Source organism: Flavobacterium sp. XN-5 (assembly GCF_008033395.2).
GTDB classification, from domain to species: domain Bacteria; phylum Bacteroidota; class Bacteroidia; order Flavobacteriales; family Flavobacteriaceae; genus Flavobacterium; species Flavobacterium hiemivividum.
In genome coordinates this window covers 271,316-288,660 of the sequence record NZ_VOGZ02000005.1, presented here as the reverse complement: position 1 = coordinate 288,660, position 17,345 = coordinate 271,316, and the positions used below count along the sequence as shown (strand labels likewise).

The following is a 17,345-nucleotide window of genomic DNA, read 5'->3' as shown; positions in this document are numbered from 1 at the left end:
AATTAATTATAAATCATAAAATATATCAGTGACAAAAACAGCAATAAAATCAATGACAAAAAGGAGCATCGAAGTAAAAACTACCGCAGAATTTGCTGCAATACCAACACCTGCTGTACCTTTTTTACAATAATAACCTTTAAAACAGCCCACTAATCCTATGGCAAAGCCAAAAAAGAAGCTTTTAATGGTAGCCGGTATTAGGTCTCCAAATTCCAAAGCATTAAAAACCTGATTGAAATACAGTAAAAAAGACACCTGTCCTTTTACATTTTCGACCAAATACGATCCAAAAAGAGCAATTGCATCACCAAAAAACACAAGTATAGGAAGCATTAATGTAGTAGCCATGATGCGAGTAACCACTAAGTATTTGAATGGATTTGTACCCGATACTTCCATTGCATCAATTTGTTCGGTGACGCGCATGGACCCTAATTCTGCACCAATCCCAGAACCGATACGCCCAGCACATATTAAGGCGGTTATTATAGGTCCTATTTCTCGAATGATCGAAATACTTACCATTGAAGGCATCCAGGAAACGGCACCAAACTCAAGAAGGGTAGGACGCGATTGTAAGGTAAAAACCAAACCAATGATGAATCCAGTTACAGCAACCAACAATAAGGATCGATTTCCCATGTAAAAACATTGGCGAAGGAACTCTTTAAATTCAAAGGGACGTCTAAAAGATTCTCTAAAAAAGCGACCCGCAAAGAAGGAAAGTTCTCCAATTTCAAGCAAGAAAGATTGGATCAGTTTTATTATTTTAAAAATAGGATTCATAGGTGTCATGAATTAATTTTTATAATAAGGAGCTACTCAAATATACGAATATTCCACTGATTATCAGTTATTTTGAATTTGTTAAACTGGTTTTTTGATGTTTTAATCGGGGGGAAATAGTTTTTACACCGATAATAAAACATTTGCAAAAGACATTCTCATAAAAACACGAAATATGAACGGAATAAATGAAGAAGAATCTAGATTCTAGGTTTTGAGTCTAATTGTTAAATGACTTACTATTTCCGGTAAAAAATTCTGGTGACTGGTTTGTTTTTCGAAGAAAAAATAGCTTAGTTGGATATTCTTCGGATTACAAAAGACTGATGTTTTTAGCTTAGAGAATCAACAAATCGCTAATGTCAATTCTATTGCTTTCATGAGGAATCGTGTTGCAAGTAATGATTTCCTTTGCTCCTGATTTTTTTATTTCCTGAAAAGCATTTTTAGCAAATACGGCGTGTACGCCAATGCAAATGGGAGGTTTCATTCCAGCGTTTTTCAAATGAGTAATCGTCTCTATCATCGTTCGTCCAGTTGAAATAATATCATCCACTAAAACGGGAACATGGGTTTTGTATTTATCAATTTGTGGTATGGAAACTTCTACATCACGGTCACCATGTCTAATTTTCGATAAAATAATATAGGGTGCGTTAGCATTTTTTGCGACTTCTGCAACCCATTGTTCACTTTCACTGTCGGGGCCAATTAGTACCGGGTTCTCAATAGTATATTTTATCCAGGCCGAAATATGCAGTGCTGCATGAGAGACCGTTGTTGGTATGCTGTAGATTTCAGATAAAGAAGTTCTTCGATGTAAGTGGGGATCAACCGTAACTAATGTATCTACAAATCCGGAAAGTAAATTTGCAAAAAGAGTAGAGGTAACACTTTCTCCAGTATTGAAGACCTTGTCTTGGCGCATATAGGAAAGATATGGCGCGATTAAACAGATGCTTTTAGCACCAAATTCTTTTGCGGTCTTCGCCAAAAAGTAGAGCGGTAACAATTTAGAGTCAGGCTGATGAAGGGTACAAACTAGAAATACTTTTTTGTCTTTCACATCTGATATAATCCGAACATAGGTTTCTCCATCAGGAAAAGAGCGGATTTCTACGTTTCCTTTTTCAGCATTTTCTTTTTGAATAAGTATTTCTGCCAACTCTTCATTTCCTGGTAAAGCAAAATATATTTTTTTCATGAGCATTATTGAATTAGAATAATATCCTTTTCTGATTTCATGTAGTCGACAGAGTATTTCAGTTCACCATTTGTTTCGGAGTAAATTGTATACAATATATCACCTTTCTCGACTTTGGTATTCAAAGGCGTTTTTAATAGCAGTCCTGCTTTACTATCGTGCGGTGCACCAGCAAGTTTTGCGATTTTCGCAAGTTTGCGGTTATCAATTTCAATCACAACTCCTGACTTATCAGCTGTAACATCTTCTTTAAAGACGGCAAATTCAGGTTCTCTAAAACCACCTTGGGCTTTGCATATCGAAAGAAACTTTTCGTAAGCCTTTCCGGAGGATAGGATTTCTTGAGCATTTTGTAATCCATTTTTGTCATCTACTAAGTCGATGATACTAGCTGCAATTAGGAGTGATTTATTTTTTAAATCTTGAGGTGCATTTTCTTCATTACGCAACACACTAAGCACATCCATAGCTTCTAGTGTAGGGCCAATTCCTCTGCCAATGGGCTGGGAGCCATCCGTAAAAAGAACATTTACTTTGATGCCCATCGCTTTTCCAACGACATTGAAATAATATTTTAGTTTTTCGGCATCTTCTTCTGTTCTTACTTTTGCTGTTTTTCCTATTGGAATATCAATAACCACATGTGTCGAGCCCGCGGCGATCTTTTTTGACAATACTGATGCGATCATTTGTCCTTCACCATCTACATCAAGCGCTCTTTCGACACGAATTAAGATATCATCGGCTGGGCTTAGTTTGATGGAACCACCCCAAACGAAGCATCCATTTTCCTGCTCTACTACTTTTTGAATTTGTTTGATGCTGAGATCAATTGTCGTCATGGTTTCTAAGCTGTCAGCCGTACCTGCAGGCGATGTAATTGCCCGAGAAGAAGTTTTGGGTATTGTAAGACCGTAGGCAGCAACTATTGCTACCACGATAGGTGTTGTTCTATTTCCAGGAAGTCCTCCTACACAATGTTTGTCGACCACAATTTTTTTATTCCAAGAAAGTCTTTGTCCTGAAACTACCATCGCTTTAGTGAGTCCTATTATTTCTTCGATGTTGAGATTGTCACCGGCACAAGCAGTTATAAAAGCAGCAATTTCGATATTAGAATATTCGCCCTTGACAATATCGTTTATTATGTTTTGTAGGTTCTCATTGTTCAGCTGTTTGCCATACATTTTAGCTCTAATACTACTCATGGAAGTCACGGGCTGCACATGTGAAAAACTAATTTCGTCCCCTTTTTTAGCGTTTAAATCTTTCCATGCACTTTCAGACAATCCCGCTTCTCCCGCTTGTAAAATTCCATCAGTGATAATATATAAAGTGGCTATTTTAGAATTGCCATTTACAGTTACTAGTACTCTATTTAGTGCTTCGAAACCTTCTGATTTACAGATATGGCAATCTTTTCGCATGAAAACAACGTGTTCTCGCTGCGCATCGATGCCAAGATGGATTAATTTTAGAGTGTTAAAAGTAGTATCCATAAAACAAATATTTAATGGCGCAATTCATTAGAAAGGTACAACCTCAATTATTACGGTTGAAGGATTTTTGGAGCTAAATCACAATTAAAACTGAATATAAAAATAGTTGAACTTCAGTTATTGTAATTTGTAAAATTAGCGCCATTTAGTTCTCATATAGTCTTAATCTGTTTCTAACAGCTATAAGCTCTGTCTGTAATGCATCAATTTTCTGTAGTAAGTTAAAAACAACATCAATTCCTTCTATATTGACATCTAATTCTTGATGCATCCGGATGATCTTTTCGATTTCATAAATGGAATCTTGATGAATATATTGCACCTGTTCCACTGTTTGAATCTCCACTAATCCAAGTTCGCTTAAATGACTAAAGAAAGCCAGTTCGACTTTATAGTGGCTAACTAATGTGTGGAGTGGAATGAAGTTTTCTGTATTCATAATGTTCTTAGCTTAGAAAGTTCAGTGTATAATTCCTTTTCTTTTTCAGACAGACTTGTTGGAATTTTTATTTCATAAGTGATGTATAAATCACCAAATTGATTTTCCTTTTTATAAACGGGAAAGCCTTTTCCTTTTAGTTTTACTTTGGTTCCATTTTGAGTTCCCGCGGGTACTTTCAATTTTACTTTTCCGTCAAAAGTGTCTACGGTAATCTCACCTCCTAATATGGCTGAATAGACATCTAAATCTACAGCTGTGTACAGATTTGCTTTATCTCGTTTAAAAGCAGTATGATTCTCTATGGTGAAAGTGATGTATAAATCCCCTTTTGGACCGCCTCCAGTACCTTCTGCTCCAAGTCCAGTAATTTTTATTATTTGTCCGTTTTCTACTCCTGCGGGAATAGTAAGCCGAATGTTTTTTCCATTGATCGTCAATGTTTGTTTGTGAGTGGTATAGACCTCTTTTAAGTCAAGATGCAGTTCAGCATTAAAATCCTGACCTTTAAATTGTGTACTACGGCCACCACCTCTTGCAGATTGTCCACCAAACATAGATTCGAAAAAGTCCGAATAATCTCCGCCGCCGCTAAAACCGGCTTGTTGTCTTCCTCCTTGGTATTGCTGCTGCTGTCTTCTTGATTGTTCATACTGCTCCGCCTGCTGCCAGTTTTCACCGTGTTGATCATATTTTTTACGATTCTCGGCATTGCTCAAGACTTCATTGGCTTCATTTAGTTCTTTAAATTTTCTTTCGGCCTCTTTGTCATTAGGATTCAAGTCGGGATGGTATTTTCGGGCCATTTTTCGATACGCCTTTTTAATGTCAGCTTCGCTAGCCTTTTTTTCGACTCCTAATACTTTATAATAGTCTATAAATGCCATTGTATATTTTTTTTTTCAATTGTTGATACGGCGATTCCCTTTTAGCGATACTACTTTTCTAATAGTCTGAAAAGATATAATATAGTAGCTGTATAAATTTACTGATTTTTTATATGATTAATTGTAATAAAATGTTTTATTTCAGTTTGTTAGGGGGATTTTATAAAGTGTATCAATAATAATATATTTTTGGTTACAGATTAGCAGAAGGATGGGTAAGATTAATGATAGATAAATCTTTTATTCTGATATCTCTCGGTTCTTTTTTCTAAAATCAACCGGTCTTATCTTAACCAAATTATAAAAAGTGTTGCTAAAAGTAGCCGGACTATTGTATCCAGATGCATAGGCAATCTCACTGATAGTCATTTCAGTTTGCAGTAATTTTTCCATACTATGAATTATTCGAGTGAGTTTTACATATTGCAAAAATGAAATATCTAAGTTATCTCGAAATATTCGCGAAAGGCTGCGGCTGCTGAAACCAAAATGTTTAGCAACATCTTGTAAAAGAAGCAGTTGGTCTACATTAATATGGATGTATTTTAAAATTGGGCGTAATCTCTGGTTAGTAGTTGTGGGAAGTACTACAGGAAGTGGATTTTTGCTAATTTCTGCAATAATATTTCCTAAGGTTTTTATATATTGAAATTTATTTTTTTCTTTTTTAAAAATATTTCCGCTCCAATTTTCGGTGAATAAAATCATTTCCAGAACCAAATTTGATGCAGGGAAAATCCCCATTTTCGAATAGAAATCATTACTATTAAGAATGTGAGTAGGAATATAAATATTCCGTATCATAGTTATGGAGCTTTTCAACTCGATAAAATGCTCCATACCTGCTGGAATCCAAATATAGTGACGGGCAGGTAAGAAATAGGAATTGTCATTTGTCTTTAAATAAGCCGCTCCTCCTTCTATATAAGTAAGCTGATGCTTGTTGTGACTGTGCATGGCAAGTTGCTCTTCAATCTTAGTATGGTAGATGTAAGTAGTCTTGGGATATTGATTTACCTTTTCTAAAAAACTAGGCTCTTTTATCGTGGGCATATCATGAGTTTTAATTTGGCTCAAATTAACAATTAAATGGCTTAATTAACAAATTAAGACTTAAAAAGAAATTGGAATTTTGCAGTTCTAATTTAAGAAGTAAATATGCACTTTAATTATTGTAAAATAGGACTGCCTATATTCTTGTTTTTTTTTGTTCCAATACAAGCTCAAAAACTAATGAAAGATAGTGTTGCAATTTCGCTCGAAAGCGTTTGGGAAAAAGCCGCTCGAAATAGCAAGGAAATTAAAATCCATCATTTGCATACAGCATCTGGTGCCGAAGCTGTAAAAAATGCAAAGAGCAAACAACTTCCTGAAATAGGTTTTAATGCTAACTATGGCAAATTAGCTAACATTCCCATTTTTAACAATGGAATTTTACACCATCCAGACTATATACCCTTAGAGGATCATTCTATTTATGGTGCTACAATTGATGCGTATTTTGAAATTTACAATGGGCATAAGCTAAAAACAAATATCAAAAAAGAAGTTGCGAAACAGGAGTTATCAGAATATATAGAAGAGGAAACTATAGAAAACATCCATTATCAAGTGGCTGAAACTTATTTGAAATTGCAACTCTATTTACAATTTGAAAAATTAGTAAAGAAGAATATTTATCAAAATGAAGAACGCTTAAAACTAATTCAAAAATTACATGCAGGAGGAGTCGTTTTGAAAAGTGATTTACTTCGAGCGCAATTGCAATTGTCTAAGCAGAAAACTTCTTTAACAGAAATTCGAAATAATGCGCAATTAGCCATGCAGGAGCTAAATATTTACATGGGAGAACCTGATTTTCAAAATTTGAAACCCACAGATTCTATAGGTTTTCGAGAAGGTCAGCATTTAATGAGCTATGATGATTATGTTGATAGCGCTATAAACAAGTCTCCATTACATAAGATTGCTAAGCAAAAAGTAGCACTAAGTAAATTAAATATAGAAGGCTTAAAATCGGATAAATTACCAAGAATAGGTTTGTTTGGCGATTATAATTATTCCTATCCGCAGATCAAATTGTATCCCTATGAAAATGCGCCCTACTTACTAGGAGTTGTGGGGGTTAAATTATCGTACTCGATTTCGTCGATATATCATGATGTGCATAAAGAAGAAGAAGCTAAAATCCTCTATGAAGAGCAAAAAATAGCACAAGAAAATGTGCAAGATAATTTACGAAAAGACATCAATAGGGCCTATAAACGTTACATAGAAGATCAAGGAAAAATAGAGGAATTGCAATTGAACATAAAACAAGCGGCAGAGAATAGTCGCATACTCAATCATACCTATTTTAACCAATTGTCATTAATAACTGACTTGCTTGATGCGGACACACAGTTATTGCAAGCACAATTTGAACTCGTTTCAGCCAAAATATCAGAGCAAGTACACTATTACCAACTACTAAAAAATACAGGAAACCTATAATTATGGCTACAACAACAGAAAAACACGAACGTATTGACAGGATTATTGTTAAGATTACTTATAGTATTGCCTCAATAGTATTGGTTTTATTGGTTATTTATGGTCTATATGCACTCGTAAAAATGTATCGCTATGAAGAAACTAATGATGCTCAGGTAGAAGAATATATTAATCCAATAGTAAGTAGAACGACAGGATATGTTCAAGAAATTAAATTTAGAGACCATCAACGTGTTTATAAAGGAGACACTTTGCTAGTGATCGATAAAAATGAAACTATGATGGAATTAAAAGAAGCCGAAGCTGAGTTGAGTTCCGCCAGAGCTTCTTTAGTAGTGCTCGAAAGTAATACAGTAACCACAACCAGTAGCGCATCAATAAGTGAGGCTAGTATTGCTGCATCTAAGGCAAAGCTGTGGCAGCAAGAAAAAGAATTTAGTAGATATAAAAAATTACTAGCTGAGGAAGCAGTTACGCAACAACATTTTGAGGCTATAAAAACCAGCTTCGAAATCGCAAAGTCAGAATATAAAGCGGTTCAAAACAGCTATAAAACAGCCAAAGGGAAGATAAATGATGTTGGTTCACAATTAGTCGTAGCCAAAGCAAATGTTCAGCAAAGAGAAGCTATCGTAGAACATATTAAGCTCAATTTGACCTATGCTGTTATCACCGCACCAGCCGATGGGATTATGGGAGATAAAACCTTGCAAGTAGGGCAATTAATTCAAAAAGGACAAACGATAGGCTTTATTGTAGATCAAGATCAAGGGAAATGGATTGTAGCTAATTTTAAAGAAACCCAAATTGCAAATTTGAAAGAAGGACAAGAGGTAGAAATTAAAGTAGATGCTTACTCTAAGGAGACTTTTCATGGTACCATACAATCTCTTGCCCCAGCTACAGGATCTCGATTCTCGCTTTTGCCTCCTGATAATGCTACGGGGAATTTTGTGAAAATTATTCAGCGTTTTCCAGTTAGGATACTTTTGACAGATGCTGTAGCAAAAACAAATAATCTTCGTGCAGGTATGAATGCTGAGGTTTTGATTCCTAAATTATAACTTTTATATGAATCCATCGTCAAACATTTTTAAAAATTGGGTTCCGAAATGGCTAATTAAAGTTACGATATTTATAGTAATTCTTCCAGCGGTATCCATGTTAGCGGCTTATATAGGAGGAGTTAGTAGTGCCGCAAGTTTTTATGGTCTGGACCCTACAGATATCCAATTTTCGATCGTACTGTATTATGTTGGAATTGCTAGTTTTTTTCCATTGGAAAGAAGGTTTTTTAGCTATTTTGATTCCAAAACTTATTTTTTAATGTGTGTTTTATTGTTTACAGCAATCAATTTACTACTGTATAGTACTCAAAATGCATTACTTTTTCTGGTCTTACGATATTTAGGAGGAGTGGTTACGGTGGGTTTAATTGGTGTTACAATAAATCTGATATTTTCTCAGTTTCATTCGAACCGATCAAGAGTTTTAGGATACGCTGTTTTTTATGGAACCTTGCTAATATCTAATGCATTTATCTACTTGTTTGATGCTTATATATTTCAAAATTATGATTTTAATGTATTGTATTTAGCGATTATTTATGTTCAAATTCCGGGCGTGCTTCTACTGCTACTGTGTCTGAAAACAAATTTACGGTTGCACCAAAAAAGGCTTCCCTTGCTGGATTTAGATTGGAAGAGTTTCGTGATTTACAGCACACTACTTACTTTAATAGCCTATGTGATTATGTATGGTCAATATTACAATTGGTTTGAAAGTATTCGTATTTGGGTATGTGTAGGAGGCATCATGCTATTGCTTGGAGTTTTTATTTTAGTACAAAAAAATCGAAAACGTCCGTTTATCGATTTAACAATTTACAAATTCCGAAATTTTCGAATAGGCGCCTTGCTACTAATTCTCTATTATATTTCTAAAGGTGATCTTAGTGCCGCTAATACTTTTCTTTTTAATGAGATGGGTTTAGATTCGTATCATTATGCCTACATCATGTTATTTAATGCCATTGGTATTGTTGTTGGTATAACAATAACGGCGCGATTTCTTTTACGTAAGCGAAATATGCGCTTAATATGGCTTACAGGATTCGCTTTTTTACTGCTGTATCATATACAAATGTTTTTTGTTTTTGGCTCTCAAGCCAATGAAGATAGTGTTGTACTGCCTTTATTTTTTCAAGGACTTGGAAATGGGATTTTGATGCTTTCTATTGTTTTTTTTACAATTTCCTCTGTTCCAGAATCTAAGAGTTTCTCCGCTTCCTTGAGTGGCGTCTCTTTTCGTTTTTTTGCATTCACAGTAAGCTTAGCACTTATTTCCTTTGTGAATTTAAAACAAGTAAGTGTACATTATAACGAACTTGGAAATACTATAACCATTTTAAATAGTGAATCCAGTAAGCGTTTACAACTGTATGAAAATCTGGCTCTTGACAAAGGAGCTTCAACAATTAAAGCCAAAGTAGTGGCGAAGAAGTTAATGGGGAAAGCTGTTGCAAATCATACGAATATTCTGTTTGCAAGAGATTATTACTATTATATGGGTGTTTTTATATTTTTTATAATGCTAGGTATTGCACTAATTCCTCATTTACATTTTCGATTCCGGAAAATTGGTGCAGAAGTGATTCCTATCTAATTTGAAAGTAACCATCATTGCATTATATCCTATTCTATAATTGATGAAAACAATAAACGCAATAAGTAGCGAAAATGTCCAATGTCTAAACAGATCGATACATGATATTTTTCTGATTTTTAATGTTCCTTTCGTTTTTATTTTTTTTATGAGTTGTTTAAATACAGAATATATTTAAATAACTAAAAATCAACATTGTACCTTGGAGATTAATTAGCATAAAGTTAAACCAAAAATTAACGCATTTGTATAATTGGTCTTTGGTATTAAATAGTATGTAGTCAAAAATCGATTCGATTATAATTAGGTCGAATTCGTCGAAGCGGGATTAGAATAAATCTAACCAGCTATTGTTTTTTTTCAACTTTTAGCTTTTCATTTTTAGTATTCCGACGAAATATCCATTTCTCTATTTCTACTGCCCAAAAAATGATGCTTGACACGGCTAAGGTTATAACTAACTCTAAATAAGATAATGGTTGCGTTCTAAAAACTTCATTGAAAAAAGGAGTGTAGATAATAATCAATTGTAAACTAACCGTTAATAATAGAGAAATCAACATGGGTTTATTCGAAAAAAAACCGATTTTGAAAACGGATTCCCGCGTGGAGCGAATTGCCATTACGTGTCCCATCTGACTGAAGCAAAGCACTGTAAAAGCCATTGTTTGCCAATGCACAATCTCACTATGAATTGCCCAGGCTTGTATACCAAGTGTTACTACTCCCATCAAAAGTCCGACCCATAAAATGTGTATGGCCATGCCTCCGGCAAAAATATTCAACTTCGGATTTCGTGGTGGACGCTGCATGATATTTGCTTCGGCGGGCTCAGAGGCTAATGCCAGTCCTGGTAGTCCATCGGTTACAAGATTAATCCAAAGTATATGAATAGCAAGCAACGGTATTGGCAAACCGAAAAAAGGGGCTAAAAAAATTGCCCAAATTTCGCCAGAATTAGATGTCATAGTATATTTTATAAATTTCAGGATATTGTCAAATATTCTTCGGCCGTGTTTTACTGCTACTACGATTGTGGCAAAATTATCATCGAGTAATATCATCGCTGCGGCTTCCTTAGAAACGGCTGTTCCATTAATTCCCATTGCTATACCTATGTCGGCATTTTTAAGTGCTGGCGCATCATTTACACCGTCACCGGTCATAGCAACAAAATGATTTTTAGACTGTAAGGCGTTAATGATTAGTAATTTTTGTTCGGGATTTACTCGGGCATAAACACGTACATTTTCTACAATTTCCGAGAATTTTGTGGGTGATAATTTGGCAAGTTCTATTCCTGTTAAGACAAGGTTTTTCTCGGAAGTAATGATTCCTAACTTCTCAGCAATGGCTTTGGCGGTCAATTTATGATCGCCAGTAATCATGACAGGAATAATACCTGCTTCTACGCATTGTGAAACGGCCTGTTTAGCCTCTTCACGTGGAGGATCAATCATTCCCACAAAACCGATAAGTGTTAATGAAGACTCTATTTCATTCGAAACTAATTTGTCAGGTAAATTGGGTAGGGTTGTCATCGCATAGCCTAAAACCCGATATCCTTTTTCGGCCATCTCGTTTACCCTGAGTTCTAGTTCTGGAATAAGCGATTTTTGATTGTCATTTAATTTATTGAACAATACGTCAACCGCGCCTTTTACAATGACAATTATTTCGTTTGGCTGGCCCGAAGAGGGATTTTGGATTTGATGTAATGTGGTCATACATTTCCTTTTCGAATCGAAAGGCAATTCTGCAATGCGGGGAAATTTTAATTCTAATTCGGCCCGCTCCATTTTTTTTTGTGAAGCATATTGAACTAATGCTACTTCAGTTGATTCCCCGAGCCATTCTCCAGTTTTATCTTTTGAGACATCATTGTTCAATGCCATTAGATGGAGAAGGATGTCTCCTTCGAGAAAAATAGTATCGTATTTTTTGTCAAACGTTTCATAAATGCCTTCGACTGTCATTTTATTTAATGTAAGTGTACCTGTCTTGTCAGAGCATATGTAAGTCACGGAACCTAGTGTTTCAACGGCTGGAAGTTTACGTATTAACGCATTTCGTTTCACTAATCGCTTAGCGCCAAAGGCAAGAGCAATAGTCACCAAAGCGGGTAAAGCTTCGGGAATGGCGGCCACCGAAAGGGAAATAGACACTATTAACATGGAATATGGGGATTCTCCACGCAGCCAGCCAATTAGAAAAATAACGAGGCAAATAAATAGAATGACCATTGACAATCGTTTTCCAAAAGAGGCTAATCTTTTTTGCAATGGAGTCAAAGCTGCTTCAGTCTGAATCATTTTTGCAATTCCTCCTAACTCGGTATTCATTGCCGTTGCCACGACATAAGCAAGTGCTCTGCCGTTAGTGACAAAAGTTCCCTTGAATCCCATATTCGTAAGATCTCCTAGGGAATATTCTTGTTTAGGAAGAGAGTCAGCGTTTTTTTCTACATTATAGGATTCTCCTGTAAGTGTAGATTCATCTACTTTTAACTGATGGGTTTCAAAAAAACGAACATCAGCAGGAATACTATTTCCAACTTCAAGAATCACCACATCTCCAGGAACAATATCAGAAGCGGGGATATCAATTCGATGTCCTTCACGTAGAACCTGCACCACGTTTGACACCATGTTTTTTAAAGCCTCCATTGCTTTTTCAGCGCGGTATTCTTGAACTACACCAATAACTGCATTAATAATTACGATCGCAACGATAACTATAGTATCTGTTAGGTCACCCATTATTCCTGAGATAATTGCCGCAATGACTAAAATAATAATCATAAAATCTCGGAACTGACGAACCAACATCTGCAGAAGGGTCTTCTTTTTTTTATCTTCAATCTGATTTTTACCGTACTGGGCTAGACGTTCTTCAGCAGTTCTTTCATCTATACCTGAGGGGGATGTCTCCAACTTCTCAGAAACTTCAGAAAGTGAAAGTAAATGCCAATTGATATTCATCTGAATTTATTTTAAGTAATGCGTGCTTTCTGCTTTTCAAAATAAAATAAATAATTAATTTATTTCGTTTTCACAAATACCAGCGTAGGCCCATGCATTAAAATTAGCAATTGTAGTATTTGCAATTCCCTGTAAAGCTTCATTGGTCAGAAACCCTTGGTGTCCTGTAATTAAAACATTGGGAAAGGCGCGAAGAATGGTATATAAATTATCTTCAAATTTTTTATCCATATGGTTGCCAAAGAAGATGTTTTTTTCCTTTTCATAAACATCTAAACCGGCTGCTCCAATTTTTCCTGACTTGAGCGCCATTATCAAATCTTCGGTATTCACGACGCTTCCTCTGGCGGTATTAATAAAAATCACTCCTTTTTTCATCATATTAAAGTAACTTTTATGGAACATGTATTTTGTTTCTGAATTTAACGGACAATGAACTGAAATCACATCAGAATTTTTACAAAGTTCTTCCAGTGTGCTATAGCTAATGTTAATTTGTTTGCTTAACTCCTCATTTATTTGTGGATCATAAGCTAAAATTTGGCAACCAAAACCATGCATAATTTTCGCAAAAGCGGTACCTATTTTTCCGGTTCCAATAACTCCCACTTTTTTTCCATGCAAGTCAAAACCTATCAATTTATCTAGGCGGTAGTCGCCCATTTGCATTAGTTTTTGGCCGAGCGTAATTTTTCGATTTAAAGCCATTAGTAATGCGACAGCATGCTCCGCTACAGAATAGGGGGAATAGGCCGGAACATTAGCCACTTTGATTCCCAATGCTCTTGCTTTTATAATGTTTATATGGTCGTATCCTACAGAGCGTAAGGCAATATATCTAATGCCAAGTAAATATAATTTTTCCAGTACAACATCAGAGGCATCGTCAGCTGTAAAAAGAGCAATGCCTTCAAATCCTTTGGCAAGAATTGCAGTATCTTCATTTAATGATTTATCTGTGTATTCTATTTCCAGTTTGCCATGGGGTGTATTCTCGATAAAGGATTTGTCAAATGCGAATATGCTGTACATTAGAATTTTCATGATGTTTACTTTATTTCAAATGATGAATATTTTAGTTGTTTACATGGTTATAATTTTTATTATTTCGAATAAGTTATTTTAAAGTGAAACATATCAAATCGCTTTCCATCTGCTTAAGTAGGGAAGAAGATCTAACGCTTTTTGAATCGTATGTTCTGAAAGTTTTAGTTTTTTCATTTGTGTTTCTACCGTTTCTTTCATGTCGGAAAATGTCATATTTGGCTGTGTAAATTCCCCAGCTTGGTAGCAATATTTGCAATACTCATCCGTTTTTAATCCATTTAATTTTGTTCCTTTCAATTGCTCGTTATCAAGTGGAATTCCACAACTCTGACATAATGTATCTAATTGCATAATATTGATTTTTAGAGAGTTAAATTGATCTTTTTTCTAGTCATTTATGGCCGTACCATATTTTTCTTTTCGGTTTTCAAAATGTTTTCAATTCCTTTTATGATGGCATCTGGGTTAAATGATATGCTATCGATTCCCTGTTCCACTAGAAACTGTGCAAATTCTGGGATGTCACTAGGCGCCTGGCCGCACAATCCTACTTTTATATTATTTCTCTTAGCGGCAAGTATTGTTTCCCGTATTAATTTTTTTACCGCTGGATTTTGTTCGCTAAACAAATCACTTATTAAAGTAGAGTCGCGATCCAGCCCAAGAGTGAGTTGTGTTAAATCATTTGAGCCAATGGAAAATCCGTCAAAAATCGAGGCGAATTCGTCGGCCAATATTACATTACTTGGGATTTCTATCATAACATATACTTCTAAACCATCTTCACCCTGAACCAACTGGTTAGTGGCCATCTCTGCTAATACTTTTTCTCCTTCCTCAACTGTTCGACAAAAGGGAATCATCAGTTTTACGTTGTGGAATCCCATTTCATTTCGTACTTTTTTCATGGCTGCGCATTCTAAAGCAAACCCTTCTCTATAAAAATTACTATAGTAACGAGAAGCACCCCTAAAACCAATCATTGGATTTTCTTCCTCGGGTTCAAAGTATTTTCCTCCAATGAGGTTAGCGTATTCATTGCTTTTAAAATCACTCATTCTAACAATAACCTCTTTTGGATAGAAAGCGGCCGCGACGATCGAGACTGCTTCAGCTAGTTTGTCAATGAAATATTTTTTACCGTCATCATAACCTTTAGTTAATTCTGATATTTGGTCATTTATATTTTGGTCGGTTATTTTATCAGGTTCACAAAGTGGTAGGGGATGAATTTTAATGCTGTTAGAAATCGCAAATTCCATGCGCATCAAACCAACTCCTTTATTAGGGTAGTTACTTAATTCAAAAGCTCTTTCGGGATCCGCAAGAATGAACATTGGAGCTGTTTCGGGCATAGATAGTTGACTGAAATCATGTTCTGTAATTTCCCAATTTAATTTTCCGTCATATATTTTTCCAACTTTACCCTCAGCACAACAAACTGTAATTTGTTGACCATTCTTTATGAGATTTGTCGCGTCACCGCAACCTACAACTGCAACAGTCCCTAGTTCTCTTGCGACAATGGCGGCATGACTTGTACGTCCACCTTTGTTAGTAATTATGGCTGCCGCCTTTTTCATAATTGGATCCCAATCTGGATTTGTCATATCGGTAACGAGAATCTCGCCTTCTAATAATTGATTACCTTCCAAAGGACTATGCAGTATGCGTGCTTTTCCAGTTGCTATTTTATCGCCTAGTGCGATTCCTTGAGTGATAATAGTACCAGTTTCTGTAAGTGAGTAAATCTCCCTAACTTTTTTTTGAAACTTACCGTGAATCGTTTCAGGTCGAGCCTGAACAATATAGAGTTGATTGTTTAAGCCATCTTTGGCCCATTCAATATCCATAGGTTTTTTATAATGTTTTTCAATCTTAGTACACCATTGTGCCAGCTCAATTACTTCTTTGTCATTTAATGAAAATTGATTTTGTTTTTCGACAGTCGTTGTTATATTTACAATTGTATTTTCAAAAGTGGTTTCTTCATTTTTTTCGGCATAAATCATTGTAAATTCTTTTCTGCCGCAATGTTTTTTTATAATAGGTTTCAGTTTTGTATCCTCCAAAGTAGGTTTGAAAATCATCCATTCATCTGGTGTTACAGTTCCTTGTACGATATTTTCTCCAAGTCCCCAGCAACTGTTTATAATGATTGTGTTTTGAAAACCAGTATCAGGATCGATAGTAAAAGCAACTCCAGAAGCTGCCTTATCACTTCGAACCATCTGTTGTATTCCAACCGAGATTGCGATATCTAATTTTGTAAAACCCATATCATGCCGGTATTTTATGGCGCGATCAGTAAACAGGGATACATAACAACGATGTACAGCATCAAGTAATTGATTTTCCCCGCTGATATTGAGAAAGGATTGCATTTGTCCTGCGAAACTTGCTGTGGGTAAGTCTTCTGCTGTGGCGCTGCTTCGCACTGCGACATCAAGATTGTAGATATCGCTTTGTTTGCTTAGCGATCGGTATGCTGCACTTATTTCAGCGCGCACTTCGTCAGGAATAGTTCCTGAAAGAATTAAATTTCTTGCTTTTTCACCTACTTCAGAAAGGTTGCTGTACTGCTTTGTGTCTAATTGGTTTAAAATTTCATCTAATGAATTCTCGAGATTGTTTTTCTTTCGAAAAAGACGGTAGCCAGCTGCAGTAACTGCAAACCCATTGGGAATATTAACTCCAATAGGTTTTAATTGATTGTATATTTCTCCAAGAGAGGCATTTTTACCACCTACCTGATCTATGGTATTGATACCAAATTGGTTAAAGAATAAGATGTATTTGTAATCTTCCATTTTTATCATTTTAAATTGTAAGTGCGTACTCCTTTTAGTAGATTAGACGATAGATAGTTATTCAAGGCACGATTTAATTATGCAAATCAAAAAATGATTTTAAAGCCAATACTAGGAATAATAGGAGCAATCTGCTAGTAAAGGTAGAGCGGAGTAGGTGTGCTCGTTTTTATTTCCTTAGTGCTCCACTAATTTAATCAAAAAAAGACGGAATTAGTACTCAAAAGATACTTATTTTATTAATAAGTATCTAATTTATAGTTATTAGAGTATTTTTTTGGTTTAATGATTTAGCAGCTTTTGATTTTTAATAGAATTAGCTCTTATTTTTTTGTAAGATACACTTATTAGCAGCAATTTAATTCTATAAAATGTTTCAAAAAATCCGTTAAAAAGGGCAGCACAAGGGCCAATAATTAACAGAGAAATACAGTTTTAATTCAATTTTTATTTTATTTTTGTAAGGTTTCGGGAGTATTTGACTTATTAGAATTGTATTTTTAATAATCATTTTTTCGAACGATTAACCCCA

At 35.3% G+C, this 17,345-nt stretch carries 13 protein-coding genes; 3 read left to right on the top strand and 10 right to left on the bottom strand.

Features of this window, described 5'->3' with window-relative positions; genetic code table 11:
• Positions 1 to 6: 6 nt before the first annotated feature.
• The 6 genes from FQU23_RS11025 to FQU23_RS11000 form a co-directional block, all read right to left on the bottom strand.
• Positions 7 to 798 carry an MlaE family ABC transporter permease gene (locus tag FQU23_RS11025; protein WP_132112906.1) on the bottom strand — a complete coding sequence of 264 codons (792 nt, stop codon included), beginning with the start codon at positions 796 to 798 and terminating at the stop codon, positions 7 to 9.
• A 328-nt stretch (positions 799 to 1,126) separates the two neighbouring features.
• Positions 1,127 to 1,993 (bottom strand): ribose-phosphate pyrophosphokinase, encoded by an 867-nt coding sequence (locus tag FQU23_RS11020; protein ID WP_147673864.1) that lies wholly within the window; start codon positions 1,991 to 1,993, stop codon positions 1,127 to 1,129.
• A gap of 5 nt (positions 1,994 to 1,998) precedes the next feature.
• On the bottom strand, positions 1,999 to 3,492 hold the full coding sequence (locus FQU23_RS11015) for a thymidine phosphorylase family protein (protein WP_147673863.1): 1,494 nt from the start codon (positions 3,490 to 3,492) through the stop codon (positions 1,999 to 2,001).
• Positions 3,493 to 3,637: 145 nt separating this feature from the next.
• Positions 3,638 to 3,931 (bottom strand): chaperone modulator CbpM, encoded by a 294-nt coding sequence (locus FQU23_RS11010; RefSeq protein ID WP_207917115.1) that lies wholly within the window; start codon positions 3,929 to 3,931, stop codon positions 3,638 to 3,640.
• Positions 3,928 to 4,818 carry a DnaJ C-terminal domain-containing protein gene (locus FQU23_RS11005; protein WP_147673862.1) on the bottom strand — a complete coding sequence of 297 codons (891 nt, stop codon included), beginning with the start codon at positions 4,816 to 4,818 and terminating at the stop codon, positions 3,928 to 3,930. The genes FQU23_RS11010 and FQU23_RS11005 overlap by 4 nt, the downstream gene beginning before the upstream one ends.
• Positions 4,819 to 5,058: 240 nt before the next feature.
• Positions 5,059 to 5,871 carry an AraC family transcriptional regulator gene (locus FQU23_RS11000; protein WP_147673861.1) on the bottom strand — a complete coding sequence of 271 codons (813 nt, stop codon included), beginning with the start codon at positions 5,869 to 5,871 and terminating at the stop codon, positions 5,059 to 5,061.
• 180 nt (positions 5,872 to 6,051) lie between these two features.
• Between FQU23_RS11000 and FQU23_RS10995 the strand changes: the two genes are divergently transcribed.
• From FQU23_RS10995 to FQU23_RS10985, 3 genes are read left to right on the top strand one after another with little or no spacing between them, the layout of a single operon-like run.
• A complete protein-coding gene (locus tag FQU23_RS10995) occupies positions 6,052 to 7,311 on the top strand; it encodes a TolC family protein (protein WP_245181109.1) in 1,260 nt (419 codons plus the stop codon).
• Positions 7,312 to 7,313: 2 nt separating this feature from the next.
• On the top strand, positions 7,314 to 8,375 hold the full coding sequence (locus FQU23_RS10990; protein WP_147673860.1) for an HlyD family secretion protein: 1,062 nt from the start codon (positions 7,314 to 7,316) through the stop codon (positions 8,373 to 8,375).
• A gap of 7 nt (positions 8,376 to 8,382) precedes the next feature.
• Positions 8,383 to 9,975, top strand: a complete 1,593-nt coding sequence (locus tag FQU23_RS10985; protein ID WP_147673859.1) for an MFS transporter — start codon at positions 8,383 to 8,385, stop codon at positions 9,973 to 9,975.
• 347 nt (positions 9,976 to 10,322) lie between these two features.
• Here the strand turns inward: FQU23_RS10985 and FQU23_RS10980 are convergent, their stop codons facing one another.
• The 4 genes from FQU23_RS10980 to ppsA form a co-directional block, all read right to left on the bottom strand.
• A complete protein-coding gene (locus FQU23_RS10980) occupies positions 10,323 to 12,956 on the bottom strand; it encodes a cation-translocating P-type ATPase (protein WP_147673858.1) in 2,634 nt (877 codons plus the stop codon).
• Positions 12,957 to 13,010: 54 nt separating this feature from the next.
• The gene (locus FQU23_RS10975; RefSeq protein ID WP_147673857.1) at positions 13,011 to 14,000 is read right to left on the bottom strand and encodes a 2-hydroxyacid dehydrogenase; all 990 of its coding nucleotides are present in this window, start codon (positions 13,998 to 14,000) and stop codon (positions 13,011 to 13,013) included.
• Positions 14,001 to 14,093: 93 nt separating this feature from the next.
• Positions 14,094 to 14,354, bottom strand: coding sequence for a zinc ribbon domain-containing protein (locus FQU23_RS10970; protein WP_147673856.1), 261 nt, complete (start codon positions 14,352 to 14,354; stop codon positions 14,094 to 14,096).
• Positions 14,355 to 14,398: 44 nt separating this feature from the next.
• The gene (gene ppsA / locus FQU23_RS10965; protein ID WP_147673855.1) at positions 14,399 to 16,813 is read right to left on the bottom strand and encodes a phosphoenolpyruvate synthase; all 2,415 of its coding nucleotides are present in this window, start codon (positions 16,811 to 16,813) and stop codon (positions 14,399 to 14,401) included.
• Between the last annotated feature and the right edge of the window lie 532 nt (positions 16,814 to 17,345).

Coding starts and splice junctions, on each gene's coding strand:
- FQU23_RS11025 (WP_132112906.1), bottom strand. CDS start 798: ATGACACCTATGAATCCTATTTTTAAAATAATAAAACTGATCCAATCT.
- FQU23_RS11020 (WP_147673864.1), bottom strand. CDS start 1,993: ATGAAAAAAATATATTTTGCTTTACCAGGAAATGAAGAGTTGGCAGAA.
- FQU23_RS11015 (WP_147673863.1), bottom strand. CDS start 3,492: ATGGATACTACTTTTAACACTCTAAAATTAATCCATCTTGGCATCGAT.
- FQU23_RS11010 (WP_207917115.1), bottom strand. CDS start 3,931: ATGAATACAGAAAACTTCATTCCACTCCACACATTAGTTAGCCACTAT.
- FQU23_RS11005 (WP_147673862.1), bottom strand. CDS start 4,818: ATGGCATTTATAGACTATTATAAAGTATTAGGAGTCGAAAAAAAGGCT.
- FQU23_RS11000 (WP_147673861.1), bottom strand. CDS start 5,871: ATGCCCACGATAAAAGAGCCTAGTTTTTTAGAAAAGGTAAATCAATAT.
- FQU23_RS10995 (WP_245181109.1), top strand. CDS start 6,052: ATGAAAGATAGTGTTGCAATTTCGCTCGAAAGCGTTTGGGAAAAAGCC.
- FQU23_RS10990 (WP_147673860.1), top strand. CDS start 7,314: ATGGCTACAACAACAGAAAAACACGAACGTATTGACAGGATTATTGTT.
- FQU23_RS10985 (WP_147673859.1), top strand. CDS start 8,383: ATGAATCCATCGTCAAACATTTTTAAAAATTGGGTTCCGAAATGGCTA.
- FQU23_RS10980 (WP_147673858.1), bottom strand. CDS start 12,956: ATGAATATCAATTGGCATTTACTTTCACTTTCTGAAGTTTCTGAGAAG.
- FQU23_RS10975 (WP_147673857.1), bottom strand. CDS start 14,000: ATGAAAATTCTAATGTACAGCATATTCGCATTTGACAAATCCTTTATC.
- FQU23_RS10970 (WP_147673856.1), bottom strand. CDS start 14,354: ATGCAATTAGATACATTATGTCAGAGTTGTGGAATTCCACTTGATAAC.
- ppsA (WP_147673855.1), bottom strand. CDS start 16,813: ATGGAAGATTACAAATACATCTTATTCTTTAACCAATTTGGTATCAAT.